The following is an 18,281-nucleotide window of genomic DNA, read 5'->3' as shown; positions in this document are numbered from 1 at the left end:
GGGCCGCTCGGCTTGCCGGACAATGCGGCTCGATCTTCGCACACTGAGCGTCAGCCGGGATATCTCGATCCACCCGTAGCGTGAATCCACGGCAGGTTGTGATTGTCACCGAGCTTAGGAGCTTCGTGCAATTATCGCAGTCTGCGCTTCACTAACAAACTGACTGACAGGTAAGTCAGTATTGACATCGATCGAGGTAGAATGCCAAGTCCTCCCAATTCGCGAAACGGCGTCACCAAGGCGCGGCGGCGAATGAGGGGAGAGGACAATGAAGAAGCTAATCTGCACGTCGTCGCTGATCGCGCTCGCCGCCGCTTATCCCGCCGCCGCACAAATAGCGCCGGCGCCGGATGTATCGGCTTCGTCGGGCGGCGCCTCTGGCGTGGCCGGTGGCCAGAACGATCGTGCCTCGACCGACCCCAACGACATCGTCGTCACCGCGACCCGGCGCAGCGAGCGTCTCCAGGACGTTCCGATGAGCGTCACCGCCTTCACCCAGGCGCAGCTCAGCGAGAAGGGCATTGTCGGCTTCGAAGGCATCGCCCGCGAGACGCCGGGCGTCGTGCTCGACCAGCGCAGCAGTAACAATATCAGCGTCACTACCCGCGGCATTTCGACCAATGGCTATCAGGCCGGGTTGCAAGCGACGACGACTGTCTATCTCGACGAGCTTCCGCTCACCACCATCGGCAATTCGGTGACGCTCGATCCCAATCTCTACGATATCGAGCGGGTCGAATTCCTGCGCGGGCCGCAGGGCACGTTGTTCGGGTCAGGCTCGTTGTCGGGCGCGCTGCGGATTCTGACCAAGGCGCCCGACCTCACCAAGTTCGACGCGTCGGCGCTTGCCGATATCGGCCTGACGCCGGACGGCGGCGGCATCCGGCAGCGCTATAACGGCATGATCAACGTGCCGCTGGCTGGCGACACGCTGGCCCTGCGCGTGGTCGGCTTCTACCGGCACGAGGACGGCTATATCGATAATCTCGGCACCGGCGTGAAGAACTCGAATACGCTCAAGGATTGGGGCGGCCGCGCCAGCCTGTTGTGGAAGCCGACCGACCGGTTCAGCATCCGGCTGACCGGCATTTACGAGAACAGCCACCCTCAGGATGCCTCGCTGACGACACCTTCGCTGGGTGACCGCAAGCGCTATTCGACGATCCCCGACCTCTACACCTCGAAGACCCAGCTCTACAGCGGGACGATCGAGTACCAATTCGACGGCTTCCACCTGACCAGCACGTCGAGCTACGCCTATCAGGACGGGCTGTTCATTGTCGATCTGACCGGCACGTTCGCCAGCGCGGCGGTACCGATCCAGAAGGCCATTCCGTTCTATCTCTACGATCACGGCATCTGGAAAACGTTCGTCCAGGAAACCCGGCTCGCTTCCGATCCAGGCGGCAAGTTCGATTGGACCGTCGGCGCCTATTATCTCCACCGCGACTCGTTTCTCGACGGGCGCGAAACGTCGACGCCGGCCTTCCTTGCCGCGCGCGGCATCACCGGCCTGCCGGCCGACGCGACCTTCTATCAGTTCGCCAGCGACAGCCGCACCAGCGAACTCGCGGGCTTCGGCGAACTGACCTATCATTTCACGCCCAAGCTGTCGGTCACCGGCGGTCTGCGCTACGGCAGCTATTCGGGCACGGTGGACACCTTCCCGGGCTTCAATTCGGCCTATTTCACCTATGCACTGTTCGGCATTTCCGGGCCTTTGGCGAAGGTGCCCAATGGCGCATCCACGGCCAAATATCCGACCGCGTCCAAGGCCTCATGGAAAGCGAGTCTCACCTACAAGCCGTCGCGCGACCTTACCTTCTACGGCACGGTGTCGACCGGCTACCGCACGCCCGTCTATAATGCACGGGCCGGCAGCGTGAGCACCGTCAATCCCAATGACCTCGTCATTCCAGCCGGCGCTACCTCGGACAGCCTGACCAATTACGAGATCGGGACCAAGGGCCGCTGGTTCGGCGGCAAGCTGACCGCCAATCTCGCCGCTTATTATATCGATTGGCGCAACATCCAGGTGCAGGCCAATCGGCAATCGGATTCCATCCAGTTCGCGACCAATATCAAGGGGGCGGTCAGCAAGGGTCTTGAGGTTGAGATCACCATCAATCCGGCGCGCGGTCTCACTTTCGGGCTGAACGGCTCGCTCAACGACGCCAAGGTGACCGACATCACGGCTCAGCAGGCGATCATTTCAGGGGCGGTCAAGGGTGCGCGGCTGGCCTCGCCGCACGTGCAGGGCGCGCTGTTCGGCAGCTATAATTACGCGATCGGCAGCGGCGCGTCGGGCTTCACCAGCTTCCAGATCGAGCATGTCGGCTCGTTCCCCAACGGCTTCCCGAATACGCCCGGCAAGGCGGGGGTCCCCAGCCCGCTCTACGCGCCGTCCGATGCCTATACCTATCTCAACCTGCAAACCGGCCTGCGCATCGGCAGGTTCAGCACCACATTCTATGTCGAGAATCTCGGCAACAGCCGAGCCACCACCTACGTGCACCCGGAAGCGTTCGTTTACAGCCGCTACGCGATCCTGCGCCCGCGGACGTTCGGCGTCCGCGTCGGTTACGGCTTCTGAGCGAGGGGAGCGGTGATGTCGATCCCTTGCTCGATGCGACGCCTTGGCGAAATCCCGCGGCCGACGGGCGCCGCTGCCGCGGGAAACCTCCGTTGACGCGTGCGATGCGGACCGGCACGCTCGATTCCATGGGCACCGAGAAGACGCCAGCCAAGACCGACCCGCCACGTCCACGGGCGCGCACGCACAAGGAGCGCGTCCGCGAAGCGTCGATCGAGCGCATCCTGGACGCCGCGGAGGAATTGTGCGCCGAATTCGGCTATCACGGCTTCACGTTAAAGGATGTCGCCGCCCGCGTCGGCGTGAGTTCGACGCTCATCCACTATCACTTCAACGGCAAGGAAAGCATCTTCGAGGCGGTCTGGGCGCGCAAGGTGCCGGCCTCGACGCAGAACCGCCTCGACGAACTGCGTCGCTACGCGGAGGAAGCCGGTGACAAGGTGACTGTCGAGGGCGCGCTCAATGCCTGGATCGACCCCGACCTCAGGCTGCACCTCGAAGACCGCAACTATTGGGCGGCGATCGGCAAGATCAGCGCTCAGGCCAACAGCGCCGCCGGCTGGGGCGCGGCCAAGATGACGAGCTATTTCAACCCGGTCGGCCTGGCCCTTGTCGACTTGCTCAAGAAGGCCATGCCCGATTGCGATGAAGAGACGATCTTCTGGGGATTTCATTTCCTGTCGGGTGCGATGACCCACAATATGGCGCGTACCGGTCGATTGGATGAATTGTCGCACGGGCTTTGCTCGTCGGACGATTTCGCGTCGATCCGGAAGCATATGGTCACGTTCATGGCGGCGGGCTTCAAGGCGATCTGCGCGGCCTCGCGGAAAGACAAACTGGAATAGCCCGGCGCTCTCGATGGACGGGTCGCGAGCTGGTGGCTGCCCGATGCGATCATCAGCGTGACGACGATGCCGCTCGCGACGACCGGGAAAATCGACAAACTACGATCGAGGGCTGAACATGGCTGAATTCGATACGACGCGCCGGACTGTCATGGCGGGACTGGCGGCCGCGGCCGCCGTCGACGCGCTTCCCGGCCATGCCGCGCCACGTCGCCCGATGCCGAAAGGGTTCCTATGGGGCGCGGCGATCTCGGCGCACCAGAGCGAAGGCAATGACGTCCATTCGGACAGTTGGCTGCTCGAGAACCTGCCCGAGACCGTCTACAAAAACCCCTCGGGCGACGCCTGCGACAGCTATCACCTCTATGAGCGCGATTTTGCGATTGCGCGGGCGGTCGGGCTGAACTGCTATCGTTTCGGCATCGAATGGGCACGGATCGAGCCGGAGCCCGGCCGATTCTCCCAGGCCGAACTCGATCATTATGTCCGCGTACTTGCTTCGTGCCGCGCGCACGGCTTGCTGCCCATCGTCACCTTCAATCACTTCACCGTGCCGCTCTGGTTTGCGCGTCGCGGCGGATGGGAAGTGCCCGACAGCGCGGATTTGTTCGCGCGCTTCTGCGAGCGCGCCACGCGGGCGTTGGGCGATCAGATCGGCATGGCCTCGCCGTTCAACGAGGCCAATATCCACCGGCTCGCAGCGCTGTTTCGCACCGCGGCCACGCCCGAATATATCGGCAAGCGGCGCACGATGCTCGCCGCCGCCGCGCGCGCGACCAATGCGCCGGCCTTCTCATCGATCCTGTTCTCCGAACCGGAGAGCATCGACGTACACCTGCTCGACGCACAGAAGAAGGGATATCAGGCGATCAAGGCCGGCCCCGGCGACTTTCCGGTGGGCGTCACGCTCACCACGCAGGCGATCCAGCCGGTCGGCGAGAACAGCAAGGCACCGGCAATGGAACAGATGCTCTATGGCGACTGGTGGGACGCGGTGAACTCCAGCGATTTCGTCGGTGTCCAGGTGTATACGCGGATGCGCTTCGACGCGAAGGGGATGCTACCGCCTCCGACCGGGGCGGCCGTCACCGCGGCGGGCTATGAATATTATCCCCAGGCGCTCGGCGAGATCATCCGGTTCGCCGCGCGAAAGACCAGCAAACCCATTTTCGTGACCGAAAGCGGCATCGCGACCGACGACGATACCCGCCGCGTCGCCTGGCTGGACGCGAGCATCGCCGAAGTCGAAAAGTGCCAGCAGGACGGCATCGACGTCAAAAGCTACATCTACTGGTCGCTGCTCGACAATTTCGAGTGGACGCAGGGATATGGTCAACATTTCGGAATGGTCTCGGTCGACCCGCACACCTTCGCGCGCACCGTGAAGCCGAGTGCGCGCCATTTCGCGCGCCTGATCCAGGAACGGCGATGAACCCTAGGCTGGCCGAAGCTGGAGAATCGGCAGACTTCACGCTCCATCCTTCTGGCTCGACCCGTTGCGATGCGGGCCAACGGGCGGCTGTAACGTCCGGGCGAAGCACGAAAAAGATATTGCCTCACAACACAGTGAATGTTTGACATTGCAGTTTTTGGGGTGCCAAATGCGAGCAATCGGCGGACGGCCGAAAGGGAGAGCGGCATGCGGCAGGCGAGGGCGAAGCGACACTCGGGATCAGGCTCTAACAGGGCGATACGATCGCGGATCGCCGGGGCGGTGGCGGTTTTCGCGCTAACGATGCCGCAAGCGGTTCCCGCCGTCGCTGCGCCGGTGGTGGCGTCCGAAACACCTGATTACGCCAACCCGGCATCGTGGCTGTGTCGACCCGACCAGCCGAATGACGCCTGCGCGCGATCCAATCAGGACGCGGTCGTCCTGCGGGCCGACGGGTCGACCACGATCGAACGATTCCATGCCGATCCCAAGGCGTCGATCGACTGTTTCTATGTCTATCCCACGGTGTCGCGCGACCCCGGCGGCAACGCCTCGATGAGGGCCGAGCAGGAAGAGATCGCCGTCATCAACCAGCAATTTGCCCGATTCGGTGCGGTCTGCCGGCGCTTCGCGCCTCTGTACCGGCAAGTGACGCTATCGGCGCTGCATGCCAATATTCGTGGCACGCCAATCCCCGCCGATCGGCAGATGGCCTATGACGACGTCAAGCGCGCCTGGGACTATTATCTTGCCCATGACAATCATGGCCGCGGCGTCGTGCTGGTCGGCCATTCGCAGGGCTCGGGCATCCTTGCCCAACTGGTCAAGAACGAGATCGACGGAAAACCCGTACAGCGTCGGTTGGTGTCGGTGATCCTCGCCGGCTATCGGTTGCAGGTCCCGGTCGGCAAGGATGTCGGCGGCGATTTCAAGGCGATCCCGCTTTGCCGTGCCGTCGGGCAGATCGGCTGCGCGATCAATTTCGCGTCGTTTCGCGCCGACAGCCCACCGCCGGCCGGCGCCAAGCTGTTCGGCGCCTCGGCCGGACCAGGTCTCGAAGCGGCGTGCGTCAATCCGGCCGCGCTGGCCGGCGGCGATGCGCCGCTCCACGCCTATCTTGGCGAAGGCGCCGAGATGGTGACCGCCAGCGGCGAACAGCAGGGCCCGTGGACCAATCCGCCGAAGACGATCGCCGAACCATTCGTCGAGGTGCCCGGCCTGCTCAGCGCCGACTGCCGCAGCGAAGCCGATCACAATTTCCTGGCCATCACCATCCACCCGACGCCGTCGGGCAAGCGCACCAATGTGATCGTCGGCGACGTGATCATCGACGGCCGCAAGCTGCCGGACTGGGGGTTGCACCGGATCGATATGAACCTTGCGATGGGCAATCTGATCGACGTCGTCAGGACCCAGGCGAAGACCTTCCTTGCCGCGAAGCATTAATCATTTCGCGTATCGATGAAGGTTTCGGAAACTCCCCACTGGGCGGGCGCCTAGCGTCCGCCCGTTTTCCTCGTCCGTGATCCTTCAGTTCTGCGGCATGATCGCCTTGTATTGCGTTCGACCGGTATTTCGTTAACTGACGAGATAGTGAATAAAGGGAGCTGAGGATGAATCTGCAGGATCGTGTCGCTATCGTCACCGGCGCGGGCGGCGGGCTGGGCAAATCCCACGCGCGGCTGTTGGCCAGCCTGGGTGCCAAGGTCGTCGTCAACGACATGGACGCGGTGGCCGCTGAGCAGGCGGCGGCCGAAATCGTCGCGCAAGGCGGCGACGCGATCGGGATCGGCGCTTCGGTGACCGACGAGCAGGCCATCGCACGGATGGTGGAAACCGTCATGGCGCGTTGGGGCCGGATCGACATCCTGATCAACAATGCCGGCATCCTGCGCGACAAGTCGTTCGCCAAGATGGACCTCGCTGACTTCCGCCTCGTCGTCGACGTCCACCTGATGGGCGCCGCCATCTGCACCAAGGCGGTCTGGGACATCATGCGCGATCAGCGTTACGGACGTATCGTGATGACGACCTCGTCGTCCGGCCTCTACGGCAATTTCGGCCAGGCCAATTACGGAGCCGCGAAAATGGCGCTGGTCGGGCTGATGCAAACGCTCGCCCTTGAGGGGGAGAAATACGGTATCCGTGTGAATTGCCTCGCACCGACCGCCGCCACGCAAATGACCCAAGGCGTATTGTCGTCCGAAGCGCTCGGCCAATTGTCCCCCGACTTGGTCAGCCCCGGCCTGTTCGCGTTGGTGAGGGAAGACGCACCCATGCGCGCCATCCTGTGCGCCGGCGCCGGGCATTTCGCACGCGCCAATGTCACGCTTACCCATGGCGCCTATGTTGGCGGCGGCGCCAAGGCGGCCGAGGGTGTGGTCGCCGCCTGGGACGATGTCAGCGATCGCGTGGGTGAGGTCGTGCCCGATTACGGATTCACGCAGGCCGAGCGTGAAATCGCCAGTGCCGGACACGATCTGCCGACGATGGCCTTACAGCACTGATCGTCGGTCGCAGACCGCCGACCGCCGACGCAACGCGGCGGAGTGCCACTGCGCGTCCGCCCCGTCCGCCCGCTTGACGTCCACCGCCCAAGCTTGAAAGGAGCATTATCCGTACAAGAGGACCGCAAGAGGTGCGCCGAGCAACAACATCGTCCCCGCCCAGCGCTCGGAATCGGCCTGCTGCCGGCGCTAGCCGGACGAGCAAGCGCAAGACCAGCACCAAGGCAGAGCAGCGCGCGGAGACGACCGAGCAGATCCTCGATGCGGCGGAGTATCTCTTTTCGCGACACGGGCTTTACGGCGTCACGTTGAAGGACGTCGCCAAGCAGGTCGGCGTGCATCACACACTGCTCAATTACTATTTCGCCGATAAGCGCGCCTTGTTCGATGCCGTCTTCGCCCGCCGCGCCGAGGTGACGAGCGAGCGCCGGATGAGGGTCCTGGAAGACTATGACACGGAGACCGGCGGCAAGCCGACGATCGAGGGCGCCCTGCACGCCTTTCTCGACACCGACCTCGACCTTTACATCGAAGGCGGGGAAGGGTGGAGGAATTATGCCGCCCTCGGCGCTCAGGTCGCCAACACGCCGGAATGGGGCGCGGAATTGATGGACAAGCATTTCGATCCGGTCGTGCTGCGCCTGATCGATCTGCTCAAGCGCGCGCTGCCCAATTGCGAAGAGGACGACATCTTCTGGGGCTATCATTTCGTAACTGGCGCGCTGATGCTGACGCTCGCGCGGACGGGGCGGATCGACAAGCTGTCGCACGGGCTGTGCCGGTCCGACGATTTTCTGGCGGTCAAGAAGCGCATGGCAACGTTCATGGCCGGCGGGTTCCGCGCCGTTTGCGCCCAGCGCAAGGCGGAGCGCGACGCGGCAGCATAGCGCTTCCGGGCGATCGATTCCCGATTTGAGTGGGCTCGCGGGTCGGAACGCGACGAGCTGCGCCGCCGAGCGGCACGCGGGTGGTCGTAGCTCGCGTCCAGATTACACGCCACGCCTAGAAGACCTACTTCTTCATCCTGCGGGGGTGCAGGGCCGTTATGCCGTTCGCGCCGGATCACCGAACTGCGGTGGCGGTTGGTGGCCGACAACTCTGACAGTGGCGGGCAATCGGGATGCCCGGCGATCACGAATGGCTCGGCAGCCAGAGCCAAAAAATACCTTCACTAGCAAGCGAAAGAAAATCATTGCGCTTATTCCAATCGGGCCTCATGATCCTGCCACGCGCCGGAGAGCGCATTCGCTAGGAGGAGGGTGTTCGATGCCAAGGGCGATTCTGTTGTGCGGTGCCGCGTTCTTCATTCTGCCGTCGGTGGCTCAAGCGCAGTCGGCGCCGACAGCGCCTTCCTCCTCGACGGCCTCCAATACGGCTGACCAGCCCGCAGCAGGGCAGGATTCCGCCGCCGCGCCGGCCACGCCTGAAGGCGATATCGTGGTGACGGGTTCGCGCATCACCGCGAATGGTTTCCAGCAGCCCACGCCGGTTACGGTTGTCGGCCAGGCCGAAATCAATCGCCAGGCCCCGACCACGATCGCGAGCTACCTCAACCAGTTGCCGTCCTTCGGCAACGCGACGTCGGCCAAGAACCCCGCGATCAACGTCGCGGGCGGCGGTGCGGAATTCGTCAACCTGCGCAATCTCGGTCCGACGCGGACGCTGGTCCTGCTCGACAACCGGCGCGTCGTCGAATCGACCACCGCTGGTGGCGTGGACACCGTCACCTTGCCCTTTGGTCTGATCAAGCGGGTGGAGGTGGTGACGGGCGGCGCCTCGGCGGCCTGGGGTTCGGACGCCGTCGCCGGCGTCGTCAATTTCGTCCTAGATCGCGATTATCAAGGCCTCGGCCTGAACGTGGAGAGCGGCGTTACCGACCGTGGCGATGCAGGCTATGTCAAAGCGAACGTGACCGCTGGTCACAGCTTCGCCGGCGGCAAGGGCCATTTCGTCGTCGAGTTCGACTATCTCAACCAGCCCAAGGGCGTCGACCTGGTCGATCGCGACTTCTTCAAGAGCAGGGCTGTGGTCAACAACCCGGCCTATACCACGACCAACGGCCAGCCGCGGCAGATCACGGTCAGCTATGCGGCGACATCGAACGTATCCCCGGGGGGCGTGTTCGTCGGATCCGTCGGAGCTGACGGAAAGACCAACACCGTGTTGCGCGGCATCCAGTTCCTGCCGGACGGCACGCTGGCGCCCTACAATTTCGGCAACCAGTCCGGCCTCGTCCAATATGGGGGCGATGTCGACAGGACAGTGGGTCTCGCCCGCTCGATCTCGACGCCGCTGAACTACGCCAACATCTTCGGGCATGTGGATTATGACGTGGTGCCCGGGGTGAAGGGCTATATCGAGGGGTTTTACGGCAGGACCAATTATAACGAGAACGGCTATCTGAATTATATGCGCCAGGGCAACATCCAGATCCGGCCGGACAATGCCTATTTGCCCGCGACGATCCGCGATCAATTGCTCGCTACGGGGCAGCAATATGCGCTGCTCGGCAAGGATACAGTCGATTTCGGTCCGCCGACGTCGCGCAACAATCGCGATGTCTGGCGAGCAACCGTCGGCGTGGATGGAGAGATAGGGGCGACGTGGAAGTGGCACGCTTATTACACGCACGGCCAGTCCCTAACCAATCTTTATGCCGACAACGACACGATCATCGGCAATTTCAACAACGCGGTTGATGCCGTCCGCGATCCAGCAACGAACAACATTGTCTGCCGCTCGACGTTGACCAACCCCAATAACGGATGCGTGCCGCTCAATCTCTTCGGGGTCGGCGTGGCGTCGCCAGCGGCAATCGCCTATACGCACGGCACCGCCTACCAACGTTCGATCGTGAAGCTCGACGTTGCGTCGGTGGACGCGTCAGGCACGCTTTTCAGACTTCCTGCGGGAGATGTGTCGGTTGCCTTTGGCGGCGACTACATCCGGAACGAAGCGTCCTCGACCCAGGATGCCCTGGCTCTTGCCCGCGCTTATGCGGTCCAGAACTTCCAGCCCTTCTACGGCAAGCGCCACGTCAAGGAAGCGTTCGTCGAGGCCGTGATCCCGATCCTGAAGGACGTTCCGCTTGCGCAGAAACTGGAACTGAACGCCGCTGGGCGCCTCACCGATTACAGCACCAGCGGTAGCGTGAAGACCTGGAAGGTCGGGATCTCGGATCAGGTCTTCAGGGATCTGCGGATCCGCGGCACGCTATCCCACGATATTCGCGCGCCGACCCTCACCGATCTATTCTCCGGCGGGGTCCTAACCCAACAGCCTGTGTTCGACTCGGTCACAAACAAGACGTATCCGCAATATACCAATGCGAAGGGCAACCCTGCGCTTCGCCCCGAGGAAGCGGACACGGCTACCGCCGGGATCATCTTCAGTCCGAGCTTCATCCCCGGACTGCAGCTGTCGGTCGACTATTACCGCATCAACCTGAAGGGAGCGATTTCCTCGGTCACCGCCGCTCAGGAGCTGGTCTTCTGCAACGGGGGGCAGACGCAATATTGCCAATATATCCACCGCGACGCGAGCCAGGCGATCCTGTCGATCGATACCGTTCCGGTCAACGTCGCGAGTCTCAAGACACAGGGCTGGGACTTCGAGGTCGATTACCGGCATCGCGTCGGGCCCGGCGAGGTCACCTTCCGCGGACTGGCGTCCTACGTACCGGTGTTCACGCAGGTCGATGCGGTCGGAAACGTGACCAACCTGGCCGGCCAGATCGGCGACCTAAATCCAGGTGAGCCGAAGTGGAAGGCGAACGCCTATCTGACCTATGAGCAGGGGCCCGTCTCGCTCACGCTCAACAGCCGCTATGTCGGCCCGGGTAAACTGCAGAGCAACTGGGTCAGCGGCATCGACGTCGACAACAATTCGGTCAAGAGCTTCCTGACCTTCGGCCTGACGGGCGTGGTCCGGCTTGACGGGAAGGGTGCCTATACGCTGACCTTCGGCATCGACAATCTGTTCGATCGCGATCCGGTCGACCTGCCGGTAATTCCCGCAACCGTGCAATATTCGGCGCCGGGGCTGGGCGGAAGGTTCGACCTGTATGATCCGATCGGTCGCAGCTTCCGCGTTGGCGTCCGGGCGAAGTTCTAGGCGGAGTTACAAGGGGGCGGGAGGGGGCGTAGCCGCCAAGCCGGCGACGCTCCCTCCCGTAATGTGCTGGGAGAGCTGCAGCCTGATTCCCCCTTCACAGCGTGCTGCGTCGCCTTGCCGCTCATGGAAATCGAGGCGGAAAATGCAGTAATATCTGATTATTGCACGTTATCGTACGACATTCTAGGGTGGCGGGCGATCTCCCAAAAGCTGACTTTGATATGCGTTTCGCATCAGAAGCGTCCGCCGATCGTACCGATGCACGATCAGCGCCCGGCGCGTCAGCCTCCGTGGCAGGCGGCCAGAAACGCGTCCAGGGTTGCGGCAGCGCCGTCGGTCAGACGATCCCGGCGGGCGCATTCGATCAGTGCCTCTTCGACCGATAATGCCGCCTCGCCCACTGCCGGCTCTCCGAACATGGCGGCATTGCCCGCCAATTTGTGAGCAAGGCTTGCCAAATTGACGAACTCGACCGGCCGTGGCGCGTCGGCAGCGCGCAAGACGCTGACCGCATCCTCTACCTCTTTCCGTCGCGCGAGATAGCGATCGCGCAGCGCGTCAATGAGGTCGCCCTCTTCCGACGCGACTGGTGCGCCGTTCGCCTTGGGGAGCCATTTCAACAGCGTCTCGCGTAGAGCGTTCAGCCGTACCGGCTTTGCGAGATGGTCCTGCATCCCTGCGGCAAGAGCGGCCGCGACGTCTTCCTCGTGGGCGTTCGCCGTGAGCGCGACGACGGCAAGGCGCTCGGGGTCGGTTCCAAGATCGCGCAGCGCCCGGGCCGCCTCCATGCCGTTCATCACCGGCATTTGGATGTCCATGAATAGCAAGTCGTAAGGCGTCCCGCCCCGCTGTGCCTCCCGAACCATATCGATCGCCCGGGCACCGTCCGGGGCAATGTCGACGGCGCAGCCCAGACGTTCCAGCATGGCGCGGATGAGTTCCTGGTTCACGTCGTGATCCTCCGCCACGAGGATTCGCGCGCCGATGAAATCCGTTCGGTCCGACACTGGCGTGGGTGCGGGCGGCGCGGCGTCGCACAACGCTTCGAGCGGCACATTGAGGGTAAAGCGGCTGCCGCTGCCAGGCGTGCTTTCCAACGACAGCGTTCCTCCCATCAGCTTGGCTAATTGCGCGCTGATCGACAGGCCAAGCCCGCTGCCTCCATAACGCCCGGCGATCCTGGCGTTGGCCTGGACGAATTTGCCGAACACCGCCGCCTGACGATCGGTCGCGATGCCCGGTCCGGTGTCCTCGACGCTTATCTCGATACGCTCCCTGGGCAACGACCGCGCAACCAGGCCGACCGACCCCGATTCGGTGAACTTGACCGCGTTGCCGAGTAGGTTGAGGACGATCTGGCGCAGGCGAAGACCGTCGCCCATCACCATGTGGGGCAAAGCGGGGTCGAACATCGCCGTGAGCGCCAGCCCCTTCTGATCGGCGGTCGGACGGACCAAGTTCAGACAGGCATTGAGGGCGTGCGCCAGTTCGAACGGCTCGCTGGCGACGTCCATCTGCCCCGCCTCGATCTTCGACAAATCGAGGATGTCGTTGATCAGGCGCAGCAGCGATCGGCCCGAATCGGCGATCATCTTGACCTGCCGCCGTTGTTCCGGCGGCAACTCACCGTCCAGCAATAGGTCGGCAAATCCGAGAATCCCGTTCATCGGCGTGCGAATTTCGTGGCTCATATTGGCCAGGAAGGTCGATTTTGCCGCGCTGGCGAGCTCGGCGGAGCGGCGCGCGGACACGTCCTCTACGATCGACACGAAGAAGTCGGGATCGCCGGCCGCGTCGCGCACCAGCGACACGGTGAGGTTGATCCAGATGATTGAGCCGTCCTTGCGAATATAGCGCTTTTCGATCGAATAGGACTCGGCCTTGCCCTCGATCAGCGCCGCGGCGCTTCGGGCATCTTCGACATAATCGTCGGGGTGCGAAATATGGCGGAAATGGAGACCGACCAGTTCTTCTTCCGAATAGCCGGCAATCGCGGCGAAGCGATGGTTCACGCTCAGCAACCGGCCATCAGGTGTGACATGCGCAATGCCGACCGCCGCCTTGTCGAACGTCGCGGCGTAGCGGCGAGCTTCTTCCGCGTGTGCGGCGTTGGCGAGCCCGGTCACGATTGGGCCCGCTATCAGGCGGGCGACGTCGAGCATTTCCGGACAGAACGCGTCCGGGAGATCCGAATAGGCTTTGAGCACCCCGACGATCGCCCCCTGAAACGACAGCGGGACCAGCATCATCGACCGCACCCCGACGCGACGGCACGCCTCCCGATCGACGCGTGGATCATACTCGCTATCGGTGCAGATCTGAGGTTCGCCCGTATTGATGCAGAGACCTGACAGGCTGCCCGACAGCTTCAACCTGAGGCCTCGCTGCAGCACGGCCGTCCCGCTCGCCGCGCGATACACCATCTCGTCGGCTTCGCGCATTTCGATGATCGCCCCCACCGCTGCGGGGATGATGTCCAGCGTGCGTTCGACGACGATGTCGATGATACGCTCGAGATCGCTCGCACGCTCGGCAACGGCTTCCTGCAACGCCAACATCGCGGGCAGCCAGGATGGATTGCCGTTCACCTGATATCCTTGAAGTTCATTGCGATCCGGGACCGTCATTGCCGCGAAAATCCCGCTCGGCCGGCGCTCGCCCACCGAGCGTCCTTTCGGAAGAAGCGCCACATGCCATATACGCGAAAGGCGAGATTGGCTTGGCGGTAACCGAGATTCTCGATCACCGCCGCCAGCCCGATGATCGCGAGGTCGCGCGCGGAGGGCGTGCGGCGCAGCTGAACTTCTTCTAGCGCCAGGGTCCCGAAGCTGATCGCGGTCCCAAACAACACCGTCAGCGAGAAGAAGGCCAGCACGACGTCCCCGCTGGCAATGCCCATGAAATAGAGGATGGGGATCAGCACATAGCCGAACAACTCGCACGGCGGGCCGAGCACGTCCTCAATGACGATCAGCGGCAGACCGACCATCCCGACGCGTCCATAGCGCGGATTGAAGATCATCCGCGCATGACGCTCGATCGTTTCGAGCGCTCCCTGTTCCCATCGCGCGCGTTGGTTGCGCAGCCCGGTCCAGGTCGTCGGTGCGTCGGTCCAGCAGACGATTTCCGGAACGAACGTGATCCGGTAAGGCTTTTTTGCCTCGCGCATCCGGCGATGCAGCCGCGTGACAACTTCCAGATCCTCCCCGACCGTATCGTGGCGATAGCCGCCGATATCGACCAGCGCCTGGCGCCGGAACATGCCGAACGCGCCGGAGATCAGCATCAGCATGTCGAGGTCGGCATTGGCCATGCGGGCAGTGAGGAAAGCGCGGAGGTATTCGAGTATCTGGAACCGTGGCAGCCATCCGCGTGGCAGCCGGATGTCGCGGACATGGCCGCCTTCGACGATAGATCCGTTGGCGATCCGGATCGCTCCGCCGACCGCGAGCAGGCTGCCATCGTCCGCCATGAAAGGCTCGGCCGCGCGCAACAGGCCATCGGGCTCGATGATCGAATCGGCGTCGATCACACAGACAAGGGGGGCCGCGGCAAAGCCCAGCCCAGCGTTGACGGCATCGGCCTTGCGGCCGTTCTCCTTGTCGATGACGATCAGATTGGCATAGCGCTCGGACCCGTACACGCCCCTGATCCGCGTCTGCTGGAGGACTGCCAGCTGCTCGCGTTCGATCGGGCGCATCTCGAACCCGTCGATCAATGCCTCCAGGGTGGCGTCGCTCGACCCGTCGTTGACGACGATGACCTCGTGATCGGGATATTCCAGCGCCAGCAACGCCCGGACGCAGTCGTTGATCGACAGCGCTTCGTTGAAACAGGGCGCGATGACGGAAACCGGAAGTGCCAGATCGGCGTAGCGAGTCCATAGATCGTAGGAACGCGTCGCCGGCCGGATGCGCGTCGCGAACACCTTCGCCGCGAGCAGCAACTGCCCGGTCGAGACGAGGTTGCGCACGGTGACCACCGCGAAGCACAGGAAGCCGATCGCCACCAGGGTCGCGGTGCCGATCGTGCCGATCAGGTCCATGACGCCGGCAATCGTCATGCCGCGCCCAGCGCCTGTTCCGCCTGTTGCGCGCGCAAGCGTACCCAGGGCGATGGATCCTGCCGGAGGCGCGCAATGGCGGGCAGGCCTGCCCTCAGCCCCATCGATTGGCACGCGCGGATGGCCCGGGCGCGGACCGGCGGCTCGGGATCGTCGAGCAGGCGGATGATCCAGCGCGCCGCGGCAGGATGGCCCAGCCGGCTGGCTGCATCGATGGCGGCGACGCGGACCGGTCCATGCGGATCGTCCGCCGCGGCCGACAGCGGTACGAGCGCGGCGAAATCCTCGGTCCAGCCAAGCGCGTCAACAACCAGCGCGCGGATTGGTGGCGGGAGGTCGGCGCCGGCAATGGTGAAGAGTTCGTCCGGGCGGCGCGCGGCCAACGTGCGGAACAGCGCACGGTGGAGGGGAGTGATGCTCCTTTCGGCCAATCCCAGCCGCGCAATAAACTCGTCCGGCGGCGGCAGGCCGTCGAGCCGTGCAAGCATGGCCGCTGCCTCCAGCCGCATATCGGCATCGTCATCTTCGCGTAGTGCGCGGGTCAACGCATCGAGTGCGCTAGGCCCGCCGATCTTGCCCAGCAGCCGAATTGCCTCCACCCGCTTGCGCCGCGATCCGCGGTTACTTTCGCGCACTGCCCGATCAAGCAGATGCTGCTCCTCGACAAAGGCGATCAGTTGCGCGCGATCCTCGCCGCGCACCAGCTGGCCGATATTGCCGATTGCAGCGAGGCGTGCATTGGGTTGTGCCCGCTCGAACGCCGGCAGCGCGCCGCTGCGATCGCTGAGCATCGCGACGATCTCGCGCGTCAGATTGCGCATCGTTTCCTGTTCGACCGCGCGCGTCCGCTCGCGGCGGTCGCGACGCATCACCAGGATCAGCAGCACCGCCGCCATAGCAAGCGCGCCGTAAAGTGAGACCAGCGTGGCGATCCAGGCAACATGATCCGCGACCGGAACGCCCACCATCGTTAGAACTTGAACTGGAGGCCCAGCGAGGCACCCTTGCGGGTGTAGCTCGCGCGCCGCCGCTCATAATCTACACCGGCGCGCAGTGTCACGCGCGTCGACAATGGAAAGGCGCCGCCGGCAAAGCCGGCGTCGACCTGGCGCGTAACCCCCGCCTCGGTGTCAGGATAGGTCGCAGCGCCGGCATAGAGCGTAACGCCGCCGGCAAACTCTTTGTCGAGCCGCCCGGTCACGCCGGTCCGATGCGTGCCGCTTTCGTCCCACAGATTGATCATCCGCGCGGTCAGGCTTGTGCCCGCAGGGGGCAGGGTGAAGCGGAATCCCGGCTCGAACGCGGTGGCCGTGGCGTCGCCGTAATCGGCATGACGCACGTCAGCGAGCAGCGTCAGCCGTGAGGTCAGCCTGGCCTCGATCCCCGCCGCTATCCCGAACCGCTCGCGAAAATCGGCATTTGGCGTTCCGGCGATCGCGACATGGCCGCTGAGGCCGCCGCCGAAGCGCTGGTCGATACGCGCTTCCAGCCGCGTGTCGATCGCGATCTGGCGGTCTTCGCGCTCTGCCTGCAGCGACAGCGTCGTGCCCGGTGCCACCTTGCCGAAGACCGACAGCGTCGTGGTTGACCAGGTGCGGTCGCCGCCACCAGCCAGATCGACTCGCGACGGCGATTCGGCTATGGCAACCCCAAGCCTGCCCGGGCGCGGCGCAGCCGCGGCGCTCTCGATCTGCGCGTCTATCTGACGGGCGTCGGCATTATCCGGGTCGCTTGCCCTGATCGCCGCGACTTCACGGCGAGCGGCCGCATGGTCCCCCGACCAGAGATACGCACGCGCCAGCGACGCCTTGATGTCGAGGTCCCCTGGCGCAAGCGCCTCGGCACGAGTCAGGGTGGCGATCGCCTCGGGGTATCGCTGGGAATAGGCATAGGCGCTGCCTAGCAGGCGGAGGATTTCCGGGTCCTGCGGTTGGGCGGCACGCGCAGATTCGAGCAAGGCGATGGCAGCAGCATAGTCTTGACGCGCGATCGCTGCATGCGCCGACGCGATCGCCGTTGCGCGATCGGCAGGCACCTCAGCCCGGGATGCCGCAATCCACACTATCACCGGTGCGGTCATAAGCACTTATTGTTCGACCGCCCGCGCGCTCTTCAGGATAGCGGTCACGCGCGCCACGAGCTCATCGGGAATGAAAGGCTTCGTCAAGTAATCGCGCGCGCCGGCATTCAATGCCGCAACGATGTCAGCTTGAGTCTTGCGCGAAGTCAGCATTAGGATGGGCAACTCCGGCTGTTCGGCAGAGAGTGACCGCAGGACCTCGGCGCCCGACAGGATCGGCATCATCGCATCGAGCACAACGAGATCGAAGCCGCCGCCACGGGCTGCTTCCAGCGCGGCGCCTCCGTTCGCCAAATTTGTGACCTGGTGACCAGCTGCCTCGAGCTTGAACCGCACCAATTCGGCAAGAAGGTCGTCATCGTCTGCGACAAGGATGTTCGCCATGAGCATCTTCTCGCAGCCACCAGAGCAACTCTCGCTAGCAGGATGTTGTGCGATCATAAACATTTATCTCCGCAACTCGTCGCCCATTCAACGCTGGCAAGCATCAGTTCAACGCTTGCGAAACGAGTTATGCCGGATAAGCCCGGTGGTCCGTTGGGGCGCACCGGAGCGGCCAATGTTCGGAAGTAACATCATGTACGCAAGGCAGCGGACGGCGCGAAGTGAAAATGGAGTGATGCCGGCTGCCGCCGCTTATAGGCC

Annotated in this window: 12 protein-coding genes; 7 read left to right on the top strand and 5 right to left on the bottom strand. The window is 63.7% G+C overall.

The window, feature by feature from the left end; genetic code table 11:
• The first annotated feature begins 268 nt into the window (after positions 1 to 268).
• From SPR01S_RS01450 to SPR01S_RS01420, 7 genes are all read left to right on the top strand, one after another.
• Positions 269 to 2,593 (top strand): TonB-dependent receptor, encoded by a 2,325-nt coding sequence (locus SPR01S_RS01450; RefSeq protein ID WP_066583882.1) that lies wholly within the window; start codon positions 269 to 271, stop codon positions 2,591 to 2,593.
• Between the two features lie 92 nt (positions 2,594 to 2,685).
• Positions 2,686 to 3,441: a TetR/AcrR family transcriptional regulator gene (locus SPR01S_RS01445; RefSeq protein ID WP_218016681.1), complete on the top strand. Its 756-nt coding sequence runs from the start codon at positions 2,686 to 2,688 to the stop codon at positions 3,439 to 3,441.
• 118 nt (positions 3,442 to 3,559) lie between these two features.
• Entirely contained in the window at positions 3,560 to 4,873 is a 1,314-nt protein-coding gene (locus SPR01S_RS01440; RefSeq protein WP_084250848.1) for a glycoside hydrolase family 1 protein, read from the top strand.
• A 282-nt stretch (positions 4,874 to 5,155) separates the two neighbouring features.
• Entirely contained in the window at positions 5,156 to 6,319 is a 1,164-nt protein-coding gene (locus tag SPR01S_RS01435; RefSeq protein WP_245661827.1) for a DUF3089 domain-containing protein, read from the top strand.
• 167 nt (positions 6,320 to 6,486) lie between these two features.
• Positions 6,487 to 7,380, top strand: coding sequence for an SDR family NAD(P)-dependent oxidoreductase (locus tag SPR01S_RS01430; RefSeq protein WP_066583880.1), 894 nt, complete (start codon positions 6,487 to 6,489; stop codon positions 7,378 to 7,380).
• A gap of 254 nt (positions 7,381 to 7,634) precedes the next feature.
• Positions 7,635 to 8,267: a TetR/AcrR family transcriptional regulator gene (locus SPR01S_RS01425; RefSeq protein ID WP_066584075.1), complete on the top strand. Its 633-nt coding sequence runs from the start codon at positions 7,635 to 7,637 to the stop codon at positions 8,265 to 8,267.
• A 379-nt stretch (positions 8,268 to 8,646) separates the two neighbouring features.
• Positions 8,647 to 11,493, top strand: a complete 2,847-nt coding sequence (locus tag SPR01S_RS01420) for a TonB-dependent receptor domain-containing protein (protein ID WP_066583878.1) — start codon at positions 8,647 to 8,649, stop codon at positions 11,491 to 11,493.
• Positions 11,494 to 11,774: 281 nt separating this feature from the next.
• On the opposite strand, the gene SPR01S_RS01415 is transcribed toward SPR01S_RS01420, so the two are convergent.
• Genes SPR01S_RS01415 through SPR01S_RS01395 form a run of 5 tightly spaced genes read right to left on the bottom strand, consistent with a single transcriptional unit; the run spans position 11,775 to position 18,020 of the window.
• Positions 11,775 to 14,081: a hybrid sensor histidine kinase/response regulator gene (locus tag SPR01S_RS01415; protein ID WP_169803347.1), complete on the bottom strand. Its 2,307-nt coding sequence runs from the start codon at positions 14,079 to 14,081 to the stop codon at positions 11,775 to 11,777.
• A gap of 35 nt (positions 14,082 to 14,116) precedes the next feature.
• A complete protein-coding gene (locus tag SPR01S_RS01410) occupies positions 14,117 to 15,556 on the bottom strand; it encodes a glycosyltransferase family 2 protein (protein WP_066583873.1) in 1,440 nt (479 codons plus the stop codon).
• Positions 15,553 to 16,524 (bottom strand): HEAT repeat domain-containing protein, encoded by a 972-nt coding sequence (locus SPR01S_RS01405; protein WP_066583872.1) that lies wholly within the window; start codon positions 16,522 to 16,524, stop codon positions 15,553 to 15,555. The genes SPR01S_RS01410 and SPR01S_RS01405 overlap by 4 nt, the downstream gene beginning before the upstream one ends.
• A gap of 2 nt (positions 16,525 to 16,526) precedes the next feature.
• Positions 16,527 to 17,636, bottom strand: a complete 1,110-nt coding sequence (locus SPR01S_RS01400) for a YaiO family outer membrane beta-barrel protein (RefSeq protein ID WP_084250844.1) — start codon at positions 17,634 to 17,636, stop codon at positions 16,527 to 16,529.
• Positions 17,637 to 17,642: 6 nt separating this feature from the next.
• Positions 17,643 to 18,020 carry a response regulator transcription factor gene (locus SPR01S_RS01395; protein ID WP_066583868.1) on the bottom strand — a complete coding sequence of 126 codons (378 nt, stop codon included), beginning with the start codon at positions 18,018 to 18,020 and terminating at the stop codon, positions 17,643 to 17,645.
• Positions 18,021 to 18,281 lie beyond the last annotated feature (261 nt).

Source organism: Sphingomonas pruni NBRC 15498 (assembly GCF_001598455.1).
Classification (GTDB): domain Bacteria; phylum Pseudomonadota; class Alphaproteobacteria; order Sphingomonadales; family Sphingomonadaceae; genus Sphingomonas; species Sphingomonas pruni.
This window is presented reverse-complemented; position numbering and strand designations above follow the sequence as displayed.

Bases quoted from the DNA above. Each gene is read 5' to 3' on its own strand.
- SPR01S_RS01450 (WP_066583882.1), top strand. From the start codon at position 269: ATGAAGAAGCTAATCTGCACGTCGTCGCTGATCGCGCTCGCCGCCGCT.
- SPR01S_RS01440 (WP_084250848.1), top strand. From the start codon at position 3,560: ATGGCTGAATTCGATACGACGCGCCGGACTGTCATGGCGGGACTGGCG.
- SPR01S_RS01430 (WP_066583880.1), top strand. From the start codon at position 6,487: ATGAATCTGCAGGATCGTGTCGCTATCGTCACCGGCGCGGGCGGCGGG.
- SPR01S_RS01420 (WP_066583878.1), top strand. From the start codon at position 8,647: ATGCCAAGGGCGATTCTGTTGTGCGGTGCCGCGTTCTTCATTCTGCCG.
- SPR01S_RS01410 (WP_066583873.1), bottom strand. From the start codon at position 15,556: ATGACGATTGCCGGCGTCATGGACCTGATCGGCACGATCGGCACCGCG.
- SPR01S_RS01405 (WP_066583872.1), bottom strand. From the start codon at position 16,524: ATGGTGGGCGTTCCGGTCGCGGATCATGTTGCCTGGATCGCCACGCTG.
- SPR01S_RS01400 (WP_084250844.1), bottom strand. From the start codon at position 17,636: ATGACCGCACCGGTGATAGTGTGGATTGCGGCATCCCGGGCTGAGGTG.
- SPR01S_RS01395 (WP_066583868.1), bottom strand. From the start codon at position 18,020: ATGGCGAACATCCTTGTCGCAGACGATGACGACCTTCTTGCCGAATTG.